Consider the following 17,370-nt stretch of genomic DNA (forward strand, 5'->3'; position numbering starts at 1 on the left):
TCGGTGCGGGGTGTTCAACCGCGCTTCTCGGCGCGGTTCCGGAGGCAGTCGAGCCAGTTCTCCAGGGAGGCGCGCAGCGCGGCTTCGAGCCGGTCGGCGTCGGCCTCGACGGGCGCGCCGCTCCAGGACTCCTCGGTGCGGACGAGCACCCTGCCGCCGCTGCGCTCGAAGGTCCAGACGTGGATGCCCTCGATGCCGCCCGCCGGGCCGCCCCAGGCGATCCGGGCGCCGGGCACCAGCTCGCGGACGGTCGAGGTGATGTCCAGCCCGTGGGTGCGCCAGCTGAACGACGCGCCCTCGGCGAGCGGGCCGTCCAGGCGGGCCCGGTCGATGTCGGTGTTCCAGACCGGCCAGTCGTCGATGGCGGTGTGCAGGGCCCAGACGGTCTCCAGCGGGGCGTCGATCTCGGTGGACAGGCGGACGATCACGGGTGCGGTCCCGTCGACGGCGGTCATGGCTGCGGTTCCTTTCGGTGGAGGGGTGTGGAGGGCAGCTGGTGGCGGCGGGCCGTGAGCAGCGCCGCCGGCAGGGCGGTGGCGGCCAGCACGGCGGCGGACAGGCCGAACGCGGTGCGGTAGCCGGCGGTCAGTGCTTCCGGCGGCGGCCGGTCGCCGCCGGCGTGTGCGGTGACGGTGGCGGCGACGGTGGCCAGGACGGCCAGCCCGACGGCGCCGCCGACCTGGCGGGTGGCGTTGACCAGCCCGCCCGCCAGGCCCGCGTCCGGCCCGGCGACGCCCGCCACCGACACCGCGGTCAGCTGCACGAACGCCGCGCCCAGGCCGAGGCCGACCAGGACGCTCGGGCCGAGGACGTCGACCGGGAAGGTGCCGTCGGCGCCGATCCGGGACAGCCACAGCATCCCGGCCGCCTCGGTCAACAGCGCCCCGACCAGCGCGGCCCGGCCGCCGACCCGGCGGGCCAGGGCGGGGGCCAGCAGCGCGCCGGTCATGTTGGCTCCGGCGAGCGGGAGTTGACCGAGGCCGGTGGTCAGCGCGTCCTCGCCGAGGACCTGCTGCTGGTAGAGCGGCAGGAAGAAGAACAGCGCGATCCACACCGAGCCGAACAGCGCCGTCAGCAGGTTGCCGGCGGCCACCGCCGTGCCGGTGAACAGCCGCGGCGGCACCAGCGGGGCCGGGGCGCGGCGCTCGATCCTCAGGAACAGCGCCGCGAGCACGGCGGCGGCGGCGAGCGCGGCCGGCACCCGGGTGTCGCTCCAGCCGAGGCTGCGGGCCGAGGTGGAGCCCCACACCAGGGCGGTCAGCGCCAGGGCGCCCGTCGCGGTCCCGGCGAGGTCGAACCCGGCCGCCCGGGTCCGGGCGGCGGGCGGGACGCAGGCGACGGTCGCCGCCAGCACGGCGGCCGCCCCGATCGCCACCGTGTAAAAGATCCACGGCCAGCCCCAGGCCCGGACCAGCAGCCCGCCCAGCACCACCCCCGCCGCGCCGCCCGCGCCGGACACCGCACCCCACACGGCCAGCGCCCGGGCCCGGCCGGGGCCCGCCGGGTACCGGCCCAGCGCCAGCGCGAGGGCGGCCGGGGCGACGGCCGCCGCCCCGGCGCCCTGCACGGCCCGGGCGGCGATCAGCACCCCGGCCGAGGGGGCCAGCCCGGCCACGGCGGAGGCCGCCGCGAACACCCCCAGACCGGCCGTCAGGACCGCGCGCCGGCCCAGCAGGTCGGCGGCCCGGCCACCGGGCAGCAGCAGCGCGCCGAAGGCCAGGCCGTACGCGTTGACCACCCAGGTGGGGGCGGTGCCGGTGAGCCCGACGCCGTCCCGGATCTGCGGCAGTGCGACGTTCACGACCGAGGTGGCCAGCATGACGGTGAACTGGGCGGCGGCCAGCACCGCGAGGACGGCCCCGGGGGCCCGCTGCTGCTTCAGCACGTGGCACGCTCGGCAGCGGTCTTGAGGTGCCGCAGCCACTGGCGCAGCGACCGGTCGAGGGTCTTCCCGACCCCGACCGGATCGTCCCGCACCGGCGCGCCGTCCCAGGACTGCTCGGTGGCGCAGAGCGTCGCTCCGGCGGCGGGTGCGAGCGTCCACCGGTGGATCGCCGTGATCCCCAGCACCGCGCCGCCCACCACCGGCGCGGCCCGGTCGATGCCCGAGGGGGTGTCGTTCATGCCCCCGAGTCTGGCCGCGCCGGCCGGGCACGCTCATCGGCGAAAGTCGCCTAATCGGGCTGCCTAGGCGGCAAGGACGGTCCGCCGTTTCTCGTCCGATGTCCGCGGACGGTTCTGCGACGGGGAGACCACTGGAGTCCTAGCCCGCGGCTCCCCAGGTGCCGGTGTCCCAGAGCGGTCGGCCGTCCTGGCGGCGGACGACGAAGTTGCCGTCGTCCTGGAGCACGGCGTAGGCGCCCGGATTGCCCCAGGTGCCGGTGGCCCAGAGCGCGGCATCGTTCTGGGAGTGCATCACCAAGTTGCCGTCGTCCTGCATGTTCAGCACCCAGGGGTTCTTGTTCCAGGTGCCGCTGGACCAGATCGGAGCGTTGTCCCGCTTGCGGTAGATGACCAGGTTGCCGTCCGGCTGCATGATCAGCCAGACGCCGGCCGACTGGGCCCAGCTGCCGGCGTACAGCTCGCCCTGGTGGTACGGCCGGCTCGCGCCCGGGTTGCAGAAGGAGGCCGCCACCCGGGCGGTGTGGCTCTCCCACAGGGCCTTCGGGCCGTTGACGACGTACACGTACAGGTTGCCGAACCCGCTGAAGTAGGCCTTGGCCCCCGGCGAACCCCAACTCCGGGTGGACCACAGCGCGGTACCGCCCTGGCCGTAGACCACCAGGTTGCCGTCGGTCTGCATCACGGCGTAGGCGCCGGGATTACCCCACGTCCCGCTCGCCCACATCACGTGGTCGGGCCCCCCGGTCGAGTTCACCAGCGACAGCACCAGGTTGCCGTCCGGCTGCATCTGCAGCGCGGTCGAGTCCGTGTGGTCCGTGCGGGTCTCGCCGGACGTCATCCGCTCGCCCGAGTCCAGCGCGACCCTGATGTCGGATACGTCCATCGGGTCCTGTTGGCAGGTCGGCGTGCTCGCCGCGCCGGCGTGCGGCGCCGAGACGACGCCCGCCAGGGCGGCCGCAGCCACCAGCGAGACGGCTGCTCTGCGGATTTGATGGTGCGTCATATGTGGTTCCCCCTTTTGTCGTGCGGTCAGGCATCTTCTTACACCCCGGGGGCGCGGCGCTGCCGACCGGGTGCAGCCGCCCCGGCGGGCGCCCAGGCCCGGGAGGAGGCGAGTTCCCCCGGCGGGAGTTCGAGGTGACGGCCGGCGGGCGCGTGCGCTGCCTCGTCGAGGCGCGTCGACCACCGCTCCGCCCAGGCGTACCGACCCGGTCGGGGCTCAGGCCGGGCGGGCGAGGGCGGCGGGGAGTTGGCGGCGGGAGGTGATGTCGAGTTTGCGGAAGACGCTGCGCAGGTGGGCGTCGATGGTGCGGGGGCTGAGGAACAGGCGGTCGGCGACTTCGCGGGAGGTGGCGCCGGTGGCCACCAGGCGGGCGATGTTCAGTTCCTGGCCGGTCAGCAGGTCCACCGTGCCGGGGGCGGCCGGGCCGGCCTGTTCGCCGGCGGCGGCGAGTTCCACCCGGGCGCGTTCGGCGAAGCCCTCCGCGCCGGTCGCGGTGAACAGCTCGTGGGCGGCACGCAGGGCGTCCCGCGCTTCGCGGCGGCGGCCCTCGCGGCGCAGCCAGGCGCCGTGGTGCAGCAGGGCCCGGCCGTGCCAGATCCGTGTGTCGGGGGCGTCCAGTCTGGTCACCGCCTCGGCGTGCAGCGTCTCCGGGTCGTCCGCGAGCAGGGCGGCGAGGGCCGCGCGCACGCCCAGTGCCCGGTCGGTGCCGGCGGCCGTGGCGTGGGCCGACAGCCGGGCGAACTCCTCGCGGGCGAGGGCGGGTTCGCCGCACCGGACGGCCGCCTCGACCAGTTCGGGCCGGGCCAGGGCGGCCATCCCGAGGTCGCCGTCGGCGAGCGCCTGCCGGGCCGATTCCAGGGCGGCCCGGTGGTCGGCGACGCCGTTGGCGTGGAGCGCGGCGGCCGCGTGCACGGTCGCCGTCAGCAGGCCCTTGCGGCGGTCGTTCGCCTCGGCCAGCACCCGGGCGAACAGGGGCCGCGCCTCGGCGGGCCGGCCGCGCAGCGCGGCGGCGTGCAGGCGGCCGTACCAGTGCGGCGGGACGCCGGTCACCTCCGCTATGCCGTCCGCCTCACTGCCCAGCGCGGCGGCCCCGAGCAGGTCGCCGCGCTGGGCGGCGGCCATCGCCTGCATCCAGAGCCCGACGGGGAGCATCATCAGCGCCCCGCCGGCCCGCGCGGCGTCGACGGCGCGGGTGGCGAGGCGTTCCTCCAGCGCGGTGTCCCACAGCTCGACGGCCAGCAGGGCGGCGAGCGACAGCCGGCGCGCCCACAGCGGGTCGTCGACGTCCGACAGGAGGGTCAGCAGGTGGGGCACCGCGGCGAGGTCGCCGTCGAGGTAGCCGACCAGGGCGTCCAGCAGGGCGTCGGCGCGGGAGGGCTCGCCCACCGGGGCGGGCGCCCGGCGGGCCGCTCGGAGTGCGGTGCGCGCGGCGGGCGAGGCGCGGCCCACCACGAGTCCGGCCTGCAGGGCGTCCAGCAGGTGGAGCCGGGCCCGGCCGGGGTCGAGGTCGGCGGCCCGGACCAGGTGGCCGACCGCGTCGGCCGCGCCGGCGCGGAAGAACGCGGCCTGGCCGCGCACGAGTTCGGCCTCCACCCGGCCCGGCCCGTCGAGCGGGCCGCTCTCGGCGGCCTCGACCAGGGTGACGGCCTTCTCGAAGGAGCCGGCCTCCAGGGCGGCCCGCGCCGCGGCGAGCCCGCGCTCGGCCCGCAGTCGGGCATCGGCCGTGAGGGCGGCGGCCTGCTCCAGGAACGCCGCCTCGGCGGCCGCCCCGCCCCGCCGCCGGGCGCGCTCCGCGCAGCGCAGCAGCTCCGCCGCCACCTCCTCGTCGGGGCGGGGCGCCGCCTGCGCCCGGTGCCAGGCCCGCCGGTCGGGCGCGGTGGACGGGTCGGTGGCCTCGGCGAGCGCGCCGTGCACGCGTCGGCGCTCGGCGGGCGACGCGGAGGTGTACACCGCCGACCGCACCAGCGGGTGCCGGAACCGGGCCTGCCCGCCGAGCTCGATCAGGTCCGTCGCCTCGACCTCGGCGGCGGCCTCCGGCGCCACGGCCAGCAGGTCGGCGGCCCGCCAGAGCAGTCCCGGGTCGCCGAGCGGTTCGGCGGCCGCGACGAGCAGCAGCGTCCGGGCGTCCGGGGAGAGTCGGGACGCCCGTTCCTGGAAGCTCTGCTCGGTGCGGCCGGCCGGCGACACCGGGGTCGGCAGCCCGAAGCCGCCGGCCAGCCCGGTGGGGCCGAGGCGGCGCGGCAGTTCCAGCAGCGCGAGCGGGTTGCCCCGGGCCTCGGCGAGGATCCGTTCCCGCACCCGTTCGTCCAGCGGCCCGGGGAAGCCGGCCGCGAGCAGCGCCCGCGCCGCCCGGTCGGGCAGCCGGCTCAGCGTCAGCGTCGGCAGCTCCTCCAGTTCCGGGACGGTGTGCGGGTCGCGGAGGCCGAACACCATCGCGATCGGCTCGTCCGCGATCCGCCTGGCCACGAAGGCGAGGGCCTGTGCCGACGCCCGGTCCAGCCACTGCGCGTCGTCCACCACGCACAGCACCGGCGCCTCGGCCGCCGCGTCGGCGAGCAGCCCCAGCAGTGCGAGGCCGACGGCGAAGCGGCCGGGCGTCCCGCCCTCCCGGAGCCCCAGGGCGACCGCCAGGTCGTCCCGGTGCGCGGCGGGCAGCCGTCCGATCCGCTCGTGCAGCGGGCGGGTGAGCCGGTGTACCGCGGCGTACGCGAAGTCCGCCTCGAACTCGGCCCCGTCCACCCGCAACAGCCGTGCGCCGTCCGGCTGTTCGGTGACGTGGCGGAGCAGCGCGGTCTTGCCGATGCCCGCCTCGCCGCGGACCACCGCCGCCCCGCCCCGCCCGGTCCGGGCGGCGGCGAACAGCTCGGTCAGCGCGGCGCGCTCGGCCGGCGGGACGTACGCGGAAGCGGTCGCGGGAGCCACGCCGGAATCATGCCACGGCCCCTGACGTGGCCTTTCCCCCGGGCCGGTCAGACCCCGACGGCCCGTTCGGTGCCGGCGATGGTGGCGGAGCCGACCACCCGGGTGCCGTCGTAGAGGACGACGGCCTGGCCGGGGGCGATGCCGCGGGCGGGGGTGTCGAGGCGGACGTGGAGCTGGTCGTCCGTCAGGGTCGCCGTCACCGGGACCTCCTCGCCGTGGGCGCGCAGCTGCGCGGTGTAGCGGCCCTCGCCGGCGGCGGGGGTGCCGCACCAGCGGGGGCGGATGGCGGTGAGGGCGTGCACGTCGAGGCCGCTGGCGGGGCCGACGGTGACGGTGTTGTTCACCGGGGAGATGTCGAGGACGTAGCGGGGCTTGCCGTCGGCCGCGGGCCGGCCCAGCCGCAGGCCCTTGCGCTGGCCGATGGTGAAGCCGTACGCGCCGTCGTGCTCGCCGAGCTTGGTGCCGTCGGTGTCGAGGATGTCGCCGGGGGCGGTGCCGAGGCGTTCGGCGAGGAAGCCCTGGGTGTCGCCGTCGGTGATGAAGCAGATGTCGTGGCTGTCGGGCTTCTTGGCGACGGCGAGGCCGCGCCGGTCGGCCTCCTCGCGGATGACGTCCTTGGTGGTGTCGCCGAGCGGGAACAGCGAGTGGGCGAGCTGGTCGGCGTCGAGGACGCCGAGCACGTACGACTGGTCCTTCGCGCCGTCGACCGCGCGGTGCAGTTCGCGGGTGCCGTCGGGCAGGTCGACGATCCGGGCGTAGTGGCCAGTGCAGACGGCGTCGAAGCCGAGCGCGATCGCCTTGTCGAGCAGCGCCGCGAACTTGATCTTCTCGTTGCAGCGCAGGCACGGGTTGGGGGTGCGCCCGGCGGCGTACTCGGCGACGAAGTCCTCGATCACGTCCTCGCGGAAGCGTTCCGCCAAGTCCCAGACGTAGAACGGGATGCCGATGACGTCGGCGGCGCGCCGGGCGTCCCGGGAGTCCTCCAGGGTGCAGCAGCCGCGCGCGCCGGTGCGGAAGGACTGCGGGTTGCTGGCGAGCGCCAGGTGGACGCCGGTCACCTCGTGGCCGGCCTCGACGGCCCGGGCGGCGGCGACGGCGGAGTCGACGCCGCCGGACATCGCGGCGAGCACGCGCAGACGGCCGGTGGACGGGGTGGTCGGGGCGCCGGGGAAGTCAGTCATAAGGAGTCCAGCGTAACGGGGGCCGGGCGGTCGGTCCGGCCCCCGTCCGGCCCCCGGCGGTCAGCTCGCCACCAGGACGGACGGCTCGGCGGCGCGGCCGGCCGCCGCTGCCCGCGCGGGCAGCGCGGTGGCCAGCAGGAACGCCGCGAGCAGCAGCGCCGCGCCGACCCCGAAGGCCAGCCGGAAGCCCTCGACGGGGGTGTCGGCGCCGCCGGCCAGCGCGGTGAGGACGGCGACGCCGAGCGCCGCGCCGACCTGCTGGGTGGTGTTGAGCACGCCGGAGAGCAGCCCCGCGTCCTCGGGCCGGGCGTCGGCCATGCCGAGGGCGGTGAGCGCGGTGGCGGCGAGGCCGAAGCCCGCGCCGAGCAGCATGGTGGGCAGCAGGTCGGCGGCGTAGTCCAGGCGTCCGGCGGGCAGCCGCACCAGCAGGCCGACGCCGACGGTGAGCAGCGCGAGGCCGAGCAGCAGGGTGCGCCGTTCGCCGAACCGGTGGATCGCGGGGGCGGCGAGCAGCAGCGAGACCACGCCGATGGCGAGCGCGGCGGGCAGCATGGCCAGTCCGGTGCCGAGCGCGCCGTAGTGCTGGACGTTCTGCAGGTAGAGCGCCACCAGCACCTGGAAGCCGAACATCGCGGCCAGCATCAGGACCTGCGCCAGGTTGGCGACGGCGGTGGTGCGCCGGGCGAGCAGCCGCAGCGGCAGCAGCGGGGTGGCGGCGCGGGCCTGCCGCAGCACGAACGCGGCGAGCAGCAGCAGCGCGCCGGCCGCCAGGGCCCAGGCGTGCGGGCCGCCCTCGACGATGGTGTACACGCCGAGCATCAGGCCGCCGGTGACCAGCGCCGCGCTGGGGACGTCCACGCCGCCCCGGGCGCCGCCCGCCGCGTCGCGGGGCAGCAGGCGCAGGCCGGCCAGCAGGGCGGCGGCGCCGATCGGCAGGTTGATGAAGAAGATCCAGTGCCAGCCGAGGCCTTCGGTGAGCACGCCGCCGAGCACCTGGCCGAGCGAGGCGCCGGCCGAGCCGGTGAAGCCGACGGCGCCGAACGCCTTGGCCCGGTCGGCGGGGTCGGGGAACAGCCCGACCACCATGCCGAGGCCGACGGCGGAGGCCATCGCCCCGCCGACGCCCTGCAGGAAGCGGGCGCCGATCAGCAGTTCGGGGGTGGTGGCGAGGCCGCACAGCACGGACGCGGCGGTGAAGACGGCGAGGCCGGCCAGGTAGATCCGGCGGCGGCCGAGCAGGTCGCCGAGGCGTCCGGCGAGCAGCAGCAGGCCGCCGAAGGCGATCACGTAGGCGTCCACCACCCAGGCCAGTCCGGCGGAGCCGATGTGCAGGTCGCCCTGGATGGCGGGCAGCGCGACGGTGGTGATCGAGCCGTCCAGGACCACCATCAGCATGCCGGCGCAGACCACGGCGAGGGCCGGCCAGCCGGCGCGTGACGGGTTTTCGGACATGGGTGTCTCCCTCCCCCGGGGTGCGCGAAGGTGCGCCCCCTCAACAAGAGAGACCGTAGCAGATGGTTTTGTAATAGACGTTTTAAACGGCTACTGCCGGGGCCGCCGCGGCCGCCGCACCGCCTTCTCGGCCGGCCCGCACGCCTCGGCGCCGTCCGGCAACCGCTGGAGCTTGACCAGCGCGTCCACCAGCACCTGCCGCTCCCCCGGCGACAGCTCCTCCAGCGCCTCGGCGTGCACCCGGTCCACGATCACCGTGCCGCGCCGCACCAGCTCCTCGCCGGCCGGGGTGACGCGGATGACCCGGGCCCGCCGGTCGGTGGCCGACGGGCGGCGTTCGGCGAGGCCGTCGCGCTCCAACTCGTCGGCGGTGACCACCATGGTGGTCTTGTCCAGCCCGGCGAGCGCGGCCAGCTGCGACTGGGTGCGCTCGGCCTCCATGGCGTGCACCAGCACGCAGTGCTTGCGCGGGGAGCTGCCGATCTCCGCCAGCGCCAGCGACAGGCGGGTGTTCATGGCATGGCCGGTCTGCACCAGCAGTCCGGTGAGGTCGCGGACGGTCCGCTCCGGGACGGGTGAGTTCATCCCTCCAGAATAACGTCCGACGCCAGATCGTTCCGTTGCAGAACAAATCCGGTCAGCGGGCGGAGCGCACCAGCCCGGCCCGGCGGGCCCGCTCCACGGCACCGGGCAGCGCGGCGGCCAGCGCGTCCACGTCCGCCCGGGTCGAGGTGTGGCCGAGCGAGAACCGCAGCGAGGCGCGGGCCAGCGCCGGGTCGACGCCCATCGCCAGCAGCACGTGGCTGGGCTGCGGGACGCCCGCCGAGCAGGCCGAGCCGGTGGAGCACTCCACGCCGGCCGCGTCCAGCAGCATCAGCAGCGCGTCGCCCTCGCAGCCGGGGAAGGAGAAGTGCGCGTTGGCGGGCAGCCGGCCCGCCGGGTCGGCGTCCCCGTTCAGCAGCGCGTCCGGCGCGGCCGCCCGGACCACCGCGATCAACTCGTCCCGCAGCACGCCGACCCCGGCCGCGTACGCGGGCTGCCGCTCGACGGCCAGCGCCGCCGCCGCCGCGAACCCGGCCGCACCGGGCACGTCCAGCGTCCCGGAGCGGACGTCCCGCTCCTGGCCGCCGCCGTGCAGCAGCGGGACGGGCGTGGCGGAGCGCGACAGCAGCAGCGCGCCGACCCCGTACGGGCCGCCGACCTTGTGGCCGGTGACGGTCATCGCCGTCAGCCCGGAGTCGGCGAAGGACACCGGGACCTGGCCCAGCGCCTGCACCGCGTCGGAGTGCATCGGAATGCCGAACTCGGCAGCCACCGCGGCGAGTTCACGGATCGGCTGGACGGTGCCGACCTCGTTGTTGGCCCACATCACGGTGACCAGCGCGACCGTCTCCGGCGCCCGCCCGATCGCCTCCCGCAGCGCCTGCGGCCGCACCCGGCCGACCTCGTCCACCGGCAGGTACTCGACCTCGGCGCCCTCGTGCTCGGCCAGCCAGTGCACCGCGTCCAGCACCGCGTGGTGCTCGACCGGGCTGCTCAGCACCCGGCGGCGGGCCGGGTCGGCGGCCACCCGGGCCCAGTACAGGCCCTTGACCGCCAGGTTGTCGGACTCGGTGCCGCCCGCGGTGAGCACGATCTCGCTGGGCCGCGCGCCCAGCGACTCGCCCAGCGACTCCCGGGACTCCTCGATCACCCGGCGGGCCCGCCGCCCGGCGGCGTGCAGCGAGGAAGCGTTGCCGACGGCCCCGAACTGCGCCGTCATCGCGGCGATCGCCTCGGGCAGCATCGGGGTGGTGGCGGCGTGGTCGAGGTAAGCCATAGCGGGTCCAGTGTAGGCGGCCCGCAGGTCACGATTTGGCCATTGCACCCTCTGCAACGCGCCGTTAGCGTTCCGGCCACGCCGCTGTGAGAGGGGGAAGGGCCGTGTCCCAGACGGTCGACCGCGCGCTGACCATCCTGGCCTCGCTCGGCGAGGGCCCGGCCTCGCTGGAACAGGCCGCGTCCCGGATCGGGGTGCACAAGTCCACCGCCCTCCGGCTGCTGCGCACCCTCCAGGAACACGGCTTCGTCACCCGCCAGTCCGACCACCGCTACCGGCTCGGCGGCCGGCTGTTCGCGCTCGCCCACCAGGCGCTGGAGGGCATCGACATCCGCCAGGTCGCCGCCCCCTACCTGGCCGTGCTGAACGAGCGGTACGGGCACACCGTCCACCTGTCCGTCCTGGAGGGGGACGAGGTCCTCTACCTCGACCAGGTCGACGCCCGCTACCCGGACACCGGTCGCGGCCGGCTCGGCGAGGGCGTCCGGATCGGGCGCCGCACCCCCGCCGTGGCCACCGCCGCCGGCAAGGTGCTGCTGGCCGACCTGCCCGCGGACCGAATCGCCGCCTTCCTCGCCGAAGCCGAACTCCCGGCCCGCTCCCCGCAGTCGGCCCCCGACCCGGAGGAGCTGCGGGCGGAGCTGGCCGAGGTGCAGCGGCTCGGCTGGGCCGCCGAACAGGCCGACCACCACGAGGCGGTGAACTGCATCGCCGCCCCGATCGCCGGCACCGAGGGCACCGCCATCGCCGCCTGCTCGATCTCCGCCCCCGACCGGGTCGCCTCCGTCGTCGAACTCAGCAAACTGCTGCCGGAACTGCTCTGCACCGTCGAGGCGATCTCGCTGGCGTACGGCGGCTCCCCCACCCCGCGCTGGTGCGAGAACCGCTGCGGCGCGAAGCACGCGGTCCGCGCCGACCGCCGCTGAGCCGCTACTCCTCGCCGTCCCGCGAACCGATCCGGTGCCAGGCCCGCGGCGCCCGCCAGCCGTACCTGAGCGCCAGCATCCGCACCGTGAACGCGGCCACCGCCGCCAGCGCGGCGCTGAGCGGCGTGAGCTGCCCGACGCCGATCAGCACCGCCGTGATCGCCGCGCCGATCAGCGCCGGCACCGCGTAGATCTCCCGGTCCCAGCGCAGCAGCGACGGCGGCTCCATCGCCAGCACGTCGCGCACCACACCGCCGCCCGCCGCCGTCAGCATCCCGCAGGACACCGACGCGACCGCGCCCAGCCCGTAGTCGTGCGCCTTGATGGTGCCGGTGACGGCGAACAGCCCGAGGCCCGCCGCGTCCAGCACCATCACCGCACGGTTGATCCGCTCCACCTCCGGGTGCAGGAAGAACACCACCACCCCGGCCACCAACGGGGTCGGGAAGTAGCCGGAGTTGGTGAAGGCGGCCACCGGCAGCGCGCCGATCACCAGGTCCCGCAGCACGCCGCCGCCCAGCGCGGTGGCCTCGGCCAGCACGCAGATGCCGAAGATGTCCATGTTCTTGCGGACGGCCAGCAGGCCGCCGGACAGGGCGAAGACGAAGATGCCCACCAGGTCGAGTGCCTGCTGGACGTCGTGCGGGAAGATCTCGGATGTCACCTGGTCAGTGTCCATGCCGCCCGGAGGCCGCCGGTCGCCGGGCGGTCAGACGAACGACTCGTGCGGCGCCGGCCCGCCCAGCGCGTTCAGCCGCTCCGGCATCCGCAGCGTGGTCATCCGCCGCCAGCCGCCCGCCCGTTCGTACCCGTAGACCGCGTGGATGCCCGCCGCCAGCGCCGCCGACTTCGCCCGCGGCCAGCGCAGCAGCTCCCCCAGGTGCGCCATCACCGCCAGGCTGACGTCCCGGTAGGTGCGGATCTCCGCGCGCGCGGTGGCCTGCAGGGTGTCCAGGATCGTCCGGCCGTGCCCGTGGTACGCGAGCCGCAGCAACTCCTCGTGGCAGAACGCCAGATGGTTGTCCTCGTCGTGGGAGATCATCCGTACCGCCCGGCCCAGCTCCGGGTGGTCCCCGAAGATCCGCTTCAGCATCAGCATCTGCTCGGACGCCCGCTGCTCGGTCACCCGGGAGTGCGCCAGGTACGTGATCACGTCCCGCTCGGTCAGCGGCTCGTCGCGGCGCAGCCGGGAGTGCGCCAGGCCGATGCCCTGCCGCTCCAGGATCATCGTGTAGTCGGTCTCGTCCGGGACCTCGGTCGGATCGAGCCCCCGCTTGTGCATCAGCGCCTTGAAGATCCGCCCGTGCTTGTCCTCGTCCGCCCCGTGCCGGGCCACCTTCGGCGCCAGCTCGCGGTCCGGCACCAGCCGGGCGATCCGGCCGTTCTCCCAGCCGCCCTGATCCTCCCCCTTGGCCGCGATCGAACAGAACAGCCGGAACGCCCGGTCGTCCTCGTGGATCTCCTCGAACAGACTGCGGACCGAAAGCATGGCGGACCTACCCCTCGCACGGGAGCCGGAACATTCCGGTCCAGTCAAGGCACCCCCACCCACCCGGGCAACAGCTCACGCCCCGCGCTCCGCCGAACGAACGACCCCGGTGCCGCGCCCGGGCTACCCGACCAGCCGGCGCCGCCAGTCCAGCCCCGTCACCCGGACCGCCTCGTCCGGACTGCCGTTCCAGCCGACCGCCAGCCCGGCCCCCTCCAGCGCCGCGACCACCTCCCGGCCGACCGCCGCCGTGGTGTCCGGCGAGCCGTCCCAGCCGCCGTACTGCAGCCACAGGTCCTGGCCGGACGCGGCGCCCTCGGCGCTCTGGGAGTGGAAGTAGACGAAGCCCCGGGAGCCCTCCGCCGCCTCCGCGCCGATCTCCTCCTGGCCGCAGTTGCGGCAGCAGGTGAAGTTCTCCCGGGCGGTGATGCCGCTCTCCTCCAGCGCGGCGAACGCCCGCGCCACCCGCTCCGGGTCGGTCTCGCCGACCCACGCCCGCTGCTCGGCGACCCGCTCCAGCCACATCCGGTCGACCAGCTGCTTCGCCTGCGCCGCCGTCACCGGCCGGTGCTCCCCGTCGACCAGGTACTCCTCGGCGGCCTCGGCGGCCTGCGCGAGCGTCGTGTACCCCGCCACCAGCAGCAGCCGCACCTCCTCGACCAGGCTCGCCTCGTCCTCCGCCGGCAGCTCCAGCGGCGCGGGCTCCGGGACGTCGAACTCCATCCGCTCCCACGCCGGCCCGGCGTCCCAGCCGTCGTCCTGCCGCGCCCATCCGAGCAGCAGCGCGGCGACCTGCTCCACGTCCGCCACCCGCGTCCCGTAGTGCCGGGCGGGGCTGCCCGCCCGGTGCTCCACCGTCCACGCCCCGTCCTCCGGGCACGCCTGCGCGTACGTGTCCGGCAGGTCGGGCACCCGCTGGAGCACCACGAACGTCCCGCTCGCGTACGCCATGTCCCGCACCATGTCGACGAGTTCGTCCTCCGAGACCCGCACCCGCACCGCGTCGGACTGGTCCCGCACCGCAATCTCAAGCATCCCGCCACTCTCCCATCCGGGACTGTCAGGTCGGCGAGGCGGATGGGCGCGAAGAGCGGGCGGACGCGAAGAGCGGGTGGGCGCGAAAACAGGGGCGCGGGGAACTGCGCGAGTCGGGAGGCCCCGTCAGCCAGGTCGCGATCAACGGCAGGTCATTGCCCGCGTCGCGATCCCATTGACGTGCGCCTCCCGCTGCGCGCAGTTCCCCGCGCCCCCGGTTTCGCGCCCTTGTCGCCTTACTCTCCCGCGCTGTTCTCCGGGAAGTGGCACGCCACCTGGTGCCCGGTCTTCGCGACGGCGAGCGGCGGTTCCTGGCTGGCGCAGATGTCCTGCGCCTTCCAGCAGCGGGTGCGGAACCGGCAGCCGCTCGGCGGATTGAGCGGGGACGGGACGTCGCCGGTGAGCAGGATGCGCTCGCGGCGCTCCTTGCGCCGCGGGTCCGGCACCGGCACCGCGGACATCAGGGCGTTGGTGTACGGGTGCATCGGCTGGGTGTACAGGGAGTCGCGGTCGGCGATCTCCACCACCTTGCCGAGGTACATGACGGCGACCCGGTCGGAGACGTGCCGGACGACCGAGAGGTCGTGGGCGATGATCAGGTAGGTCAGGCCGAGCTCCTGCTGGAGGTCGTCCAGCAGGTTGACCACCTGGGCCTGGATGGAGACGTCCAGGGCGGAGACCGGCTCGTCCGCGACGATCATCTTCGGGCGGAGGGCGAGCGCGCGGGCGATGCCGATGCGCTGGCGCTGGCCGCCGGAGAACTCGTGCGGGTAGCGGTTGTAGTGCTCGGGGCTGAGTCCGCAGAGTTCCAGGAGGTCCTGGACGGCCTTCTTGACGCCGTGCTCAGTCTTGACGTTCTGCAACCGGAACGGCGCGCCGACGATGGTGCCGATGGTGTGCCGCGGGTTCAGCGAGGAGTACGGGTCCTGGAAGATCATCTGGATGTCGCGGCGGTACGGCCGCATCGCCGCGACGCCCAGGTGGGTGATGTCGGCGCCCTCGAACTCGATCTTCCCGCCGGTGGGTTCGTCGAGTCGGGTGACCAGGCGTCCCATGGTGGACTTGCCGCAGCCGGACTCGCCGACCACGCCGAGCGTCTCGCCGGCCATGACCTCGAAGTCGATGCCGTCGACGGCGCGGACCGCGCCGACCTGGCGCTTCAGCAGGCCCTTGGTGACCGGGAAGTGCCGGGTCAGCCCGGTGACCCGCAGCAGGGGTTCACGGTCCGGGCCGGGTGCCTGGGCCGGCACCTTCGCGGCCTCCGGGGCCGCCGTCTGGCTGTCCGTCATCGGTTGTCTCCAAGTGGGTGGTACGTGCTCACAGCCGGGGCGCGATCTCTTCGGTGAAGATCCGGTGGCGTTCGGCGATCGGCAGGTGGCAGGCGGCGAAGTGCCGGGGCGCGGCCTCGGCGAGCACGGGCACCTCGCTGGTGGAGCGGCCGCCGGTGAGCTCGGCGTACGGGCAGCGCGGGTGGAACGCGCAGCCGGACGGCACGTTGATCAGGCTCGGCGGGGTGCCCTTGACCGGGATCAGCCGGTCCTGGAGCTCCCGGTCGAGGCGGGGCATCGAGCCGAGCAGGCCCCAGGTGTAGGGGTGCTCGGGGGATTCGAAGATGGTGGCGGCGGGGCCGCGCTCGACGGGCTTGCCGCCGTACATGACCAGGATGTCGTCGGCGATCTCGGCGACCACGCCCAGGTCGTGCGTGATGATGATGACCGCGGAGCCGAACTCCTTCTGCAGGTCCCGGATCAGGTCGAGGATCTGCGCCTGGACGGTGACGTCCAGGGCGGTGGTCGGCTCGTCGGCGATCAGCAGCGCGGGGTCGTTGACCAGCGCCATCGCGATCATGGCGCGCTGGCGCATGCCGCCGGAGAACTCGTGCGGGTAGTTGTCGACCCGCTTGTCGGGCTGCGGGATGCCGACCCGGTCGAGCATCTCGATGGCCCGGGTCCGGGCGACCTTCTTGGAGGTGCCGGGGTGGTGGGCCCGGTAGCCCTCGATGATCTGGGCGCCGACCGTGTAGTACGGGTGCATCGCGGTCAGCGGGTCCTGGAAGATCATCGCCATCTTCTGGCCCCGGAGCTTGCGCACCGTGTCGGGGTCGGACGAGACCAGCTCCTGGCCGTCCAGCCAGATCTCGCCGGAGATCTGCGGGGCGCCGCGCTTGGAGCCGGTGCGGTGCAGGCCCATGATCGACAGCGAGGTGACGGACTTTCCGGAGCCGGACTCGCCCACGATGCCCAGGGTCTTCCCGCGCTCCAGGTCGAAGCTCAGGCCGTTGACGGACTTCACCAGGCCGTCGTCGGTCGGGAAGTGCACCTTCAGGTCGCGAACGGAGAGGAAGGGCTTGTCGGTGTTGCTCATGCCAGTTTCACCCGGGGATCGACGACGGCGTACAGCAGGTCAACCAGGAGATTGGCCATCACGATGAAGAACGCGGCGAAGAGCGTCACGCCCATGATCACCGGCAGGTCGCTGGCGGCGATCGACTGGACGGCCTCGTAACCGAGTCCGCGCAGGTTGAAGGTGTTCTCGGTGAGCACCGCACCGCCGAGCAGACCGCCGAGGTCCATGCCGAAGATGGTCAGGATCGGGGTCAGCGTGGAGCGCATGGCGTGCTTGCCGATGACCACCGGTTCCTTGAGGCCCTTGGCGCGCGCGGTGCGGATGTAGTCCTCGCCGAGCACGTCCAGCAGGGTCGCGCGACTGAGTCGGGCGTAGGTCGCGGCGAACAGGAAGGCCAACGTCACCCAGGGCAGGACCAGCCCCTGGAACCAGGCCACCGGATCGACCGTGAAGTCGGTGTACTTGCGCGGGAACCAGCCGAGTTGTCCGACGAAGATCGCGAGCGAGACCAGGCCGGTGAAGTACATCGGCAGCGAGACGCCGGCCAGCGCGACGGACATCGTGATGCGGTCCAGCGCGGTGCCCCGGCGCAGCGCGGAGATGACGCCGGTGGCGGTGCCGAACACCAGCCACAGGATCGAGGCGCCGACGGCGAGCGAGAAGTCCACGCCGACGCGGTTGAGCAGCAGCGGCCAGACCTCCCGTTCGGTCTTGAACGAGTAGCCCAGGCAAGGCGCGTAGCAGTGGGTCACGTCGTTGCCGGCGTTGTAGTCGCGGCCGACGACGATGCCCTTCAGGAAGAGCCAGAACTGTTCGACGATCGACTTGTCGAGGCCCATCTTGTGGCGGATACCCTCGACGGCCACCTTGTCCGCGATCTTGCCCACGTAGAGCAGCGCGGGGTCGCTTCCGGTGAGCTTGGGCACCATGAAGAAGATGCCGAAGGTCACCGCAGCGACCACCAGCAGCATGAGGACGACGTTGATCAGTCGCCTGAAGAGATACACGAGCACTGCGGTCGGCCCTGCCGCGGGCCGGCCGGAGGTCCCCGGTGGGGGACCGTTCCGGCCGGC

General features: G+C 74.4%; 16 protein-coding genes. 1 reads left to right on the top strand and 15 read right to left on the bottom strand.

All coding sequences use genetic code 11. The features are described from left to right. Positions 1 to 14: 14 nt before the first annotated feature. The 9 genes from ACWEMJ_RS07535 to ACWEMJ_RS07575 form a co-directional block, all read right to left on the bottom strand. Positions 15 to 455 carry an SRPBCC family protein gene (locus ACWEMJ_RS07535; protein WP_452136020.1) on the bottom strand — a complete coding sequence of 147 codons (441 nt, stop codon included), beginning with the start codon at positions 453 to 455 and terminating at the stop codon, positions 15 to 17. Further along, positions 452 to 1,885 carry an MFS transporter gene (locus ACWEMJ_RS07540; RefSeq protein ID WP_452136021.1) on the bottom strand — a complete coding sequence of 478 codons (1,434 nt, stop codon included), beginning with the start codon at positions 1,883 to 1,885 and terminating at the stop codon, positions 452 to 454. Before ACWEMJ_RS07540 ends, ACWEMJ_RS07535 begins: the two co-directional genes overlap by 4 nt. Continuing rightward, complete coding sequence (locus ACWEMJ_RS07545; RefSeq protein WP_452136022.1) at positions 1,879 to 2,124, bottom strand: hypothetical protein; 246 nt, start codon at positions 2,122 to 2,124, stop codon at positions 1,879 to 1,881. The genes ACWEMJ_RS07540 and ACWEMJ_RS07545 overlap by 7 nt, the downstream gene beginning before the upstream one ends. A gap of 139 nt (positions 2,125 to 2,263) precedes the next feature. Continuing rightward, positions 2,264 to 3,127 carry a hypothetical protein gene (locus ACWEMJ_RS07550; protein WP_452136023.1) on the bottom strand — a complete coding sequence of 288 codons (864 nt, stop codon included), beginning with the start codon at positions 3,125 to 3,127 and terminating at the stop codon, positions 2,264 to 2,266. Between the two features lie 216 nt (positions 3,128 to 3,343). Beyond that, positions 3,344 to 6,049 carry an AAA family ATPase gene (locus ACWEMJ_RS07555; RefSeq protein WP_452136024.1) on the bottom strand — a complete coding sequence of 902 codons (2,706 nt, stop codon included), beginning with the start codon at positions 6,047 to 6,049 and terminating at the stop codon, positions 3,344 to 3,346. A 47-nt stretch (positions 6,050 to 6,096) separates the two neighbouring features. Beyond that, positions 6,097 to 7,230, bottom strand: a complete 1,134-nt coding sequence (gene mnmA / locus ACWEMJ_RS07560) for a tRNA 2-thiouridine(34) synthase MnmA (RefSeq protein WP_452136025.1) — start codon at positions 7,228 to 7,230, stop codon at positions 6,097 to 6,099. Between the two features lie 60 nt (positions 7,231 to 7,290). After that, positions 7,291 to 8,682 (bottom strand): MFS transporter, encoded by a 1,392-nt coding sequence (locus ACWEMJ_RS07565; RefSeq protein WP_452136026.1) that lies wholly within the window; start codon positions 8,680 to 8,682, stop codon positions 7,291 to 7,293. 90 nt (positions 8,683 to 8,772) lie between these two features. Beyond that, positions 8,773 to 9,267 (bottom strand): MarR family winged helix-turn-helix transcriptional regulator, encoded by a 495-nt coding sequence (locus ACWEMJ_RS07570; protein WP_452136027.1) that lies wholly within the window; start codon positions 9,265 to 9,267, stop codon positions 8,773 to 8,775. A gap of 52 nt (positions 9,268 to 9,319) precedes the next feature. Then, positions 9,320 to 10,501 (bottom strand): cysteine desulfurase family protein, encoded by a 1,182-nt coding sequence (locus ACWEMJ_RS07575; RefSeq protein ID WP_452136028.1) that lies wholly within the window; start codon positions 10,499 to 10,501, stop codon positions 9,320 to 9,322. A 104-nt stretch (positions 10,502 to 10,605) separates the two neighbouring features. Here ACWEMJ_RS07575 and ACWEMJ_RS07580 point away from each other — a divergent pair, with 104 nt between their 5' ends. Then, a complete protein-coding gene (locus ACWEMJ_RS07580) occupies positions 10,606 to 11,427 on the top strand; it encodes an IclR family transcriptional regulator (protein WP_452136029.1) in 822 nt (273 codons plus the stop codon). Positions 11,428 to 11,431: 4 nt separating this feature from the next. On the opposite strand, the gene ACWEMJ_RS07585 is transcribed toward ACWEMJ_RS07580, so the two are convergent. The 6 genes from ACWEMJ_RS07585 to ACWEMJ_RS07610 all read right to left on the bottom strand — a co-directional run bounded on the left by ACWEMJ_RS07585 (position 11,432) and on the right by ACWEMJ_RS07610 (position 17,310). Continuing rightward, positions 11,432 to 12,091 (bottom strand): trimeric intracellular cation channel family protein, encoded by a 660-nt coding sequence (locus ACWEMJ_RS07585; protein WP_452136030.1) that lies wholly within the window; start codon positions 12,089 to 12,091, stop codon positions 11,432 to 11,434. A 45-nt stretch (positions 12,092 to 12,136) separates the two neighbouring features. After that, positions 12,137 to 12,916, bottom strand: a complete 780-nt coding sequence (locus tag ACWEMJ_RS07590) for a ferritin-like domain-containing protein (RefSeq protein ID WP_452136031.1) — start codon at positions 12,914 to 12,916, stop codon at positions 12,137 to 12,139. A 123-nt stretch (positions 12,917 to 13,039) separates the two neighbouring features. After that, complete coding sequence (locus ACWEMJ_RS07595) at positions 13,040 to 13,951, bottom strand: DUF6891 domain-containing protein (protein WP_452136032.1); 912 nt, start codon at positions 13,949 to 13,951, stop codon at positions 13,040 to 13,042. 236 nt (positions 13,952 to 14,187) lie between these two features. Next, complete coding sequence (locus ACWEMJ_RS07600) at positions 14,188 to 15,240, bottom strand: ABC transporter ATP-binding protein (RefSeq protein WP_452136033.1); 1,053 nt, start codon at positions 15,238 to 15,240, stop codon at positions 14,188 to 14,190. 28 nt (positions 15,241 to 15,268) lie between these two features. Beyond that, on the bottom strand, positions 15,269 to 16,315 hold the full coding sequence (locus ACWEMJ_RS07605; RefSeq protein WP_452136034.1) for an ABC transporter ATP-binding protein: 1,047 nt from the start codon (positions 16,313 to 16,315) through the stop codon (positions 15,269 to 15,271). Beyond that, positions 16,312 to 17,310, bottom strand: coding sequence for an ABC transporter permease (locus ACWEMJ_RS07610; RefSeq protein WP_452136035.1), 999 nt, complete (start codon positions 17,308 to 17,310; stop codon positions 16,312 to 16,314). Before ACWEMJ_RS07610 ends, ACWEMJ_RS07605 begins: the two co-directional genes overlap by 4 nt. Positions 17,311 to 17,370 lie beyond the last annotated feature (60 nt).

The organism is Kitasatospora sp. NPDC004531 (assembly GCF_053602195.1).

Coding starts and splice junctions, on each gene's coding strand:
- ACWEMJ_RS07535 (WP_452136020.1), bottom strand. CDS start 455: ATGACCGCCGTCGACGGGACCGCACCCGTGATCGTCCGCCTGTCCACC.
- ACWEMJ_RS07545 (WP_452136022.1), bottom strand. CDS start 2,124: ATGAACGACACCCCCTCGGGCATCGACCGGGCCGCGCCGGTGGTGGGC.
- ACWEMJ_RS07550 (WP_452136023.1), bottom strand. CDS start 3,127: ATGACGCACCATCAAATCCGCAGAGCAGCCGTCTCGCTGGTGGCTGCG.
- mnmA (WP_452136025.1), bottom strand. CDS start 7,230: ATGACTGACTTCCCCGGCGCCCCGACCACCCCGTCCACCGGCCGTCTG.
- ACWEMJ_RS07565 (WP_452136026.1), bottom strand. CDS start 8,682: ATGTCCGAAAACCCGTCACGCGCCGGCTGGCCGGCCCTCGCCGTGGTC.
- ACWEMJ_RS07570 (WP_452136027.1), bottom strand. CDS start 9,267: ATGAACTCACCCGTCCCGGAGCGGACCGTCCGCGACCTCACCGGACTG.
- ACWEMJ_RS07575 (WP_452136028.1), bottom strand. CDS start 10,501: ATGGCTTACCTCGACCACGCCGCCACCACCCCGATGCTGCCCGAGGCG.
- ACWEMJ_RS07590 (WP_452136031.1), bottom strand. CDS start 12,916: ATGCTTTCGGTCCGCAGTCTGTTCGAGGAGATCCACGAGGACGACCGG.
- ACWEMJ_RS07595 (WP_452136032.1), bottom strand. CDS start 13,951: ATGCTTGAGATTGCGGTGCGGGACCAGTCCGACGCGGTGCGGGTGCGG.
- ACWEMJ_RS07600 (WP_452136033.1), bottom strand. CDS start 15,240: ATGACGGACAGCCAGACGGCGGCCCCGGAGGCCGCGAAGGTGCCGGCC.
- ACWEMJ_RS07605 (WP_452136034.1), bottom strand. CDS start 16,315: ATGAGCAACACCGACAAGCCCTTCCTCTCCGTTCGCGACCTGAAGGTG.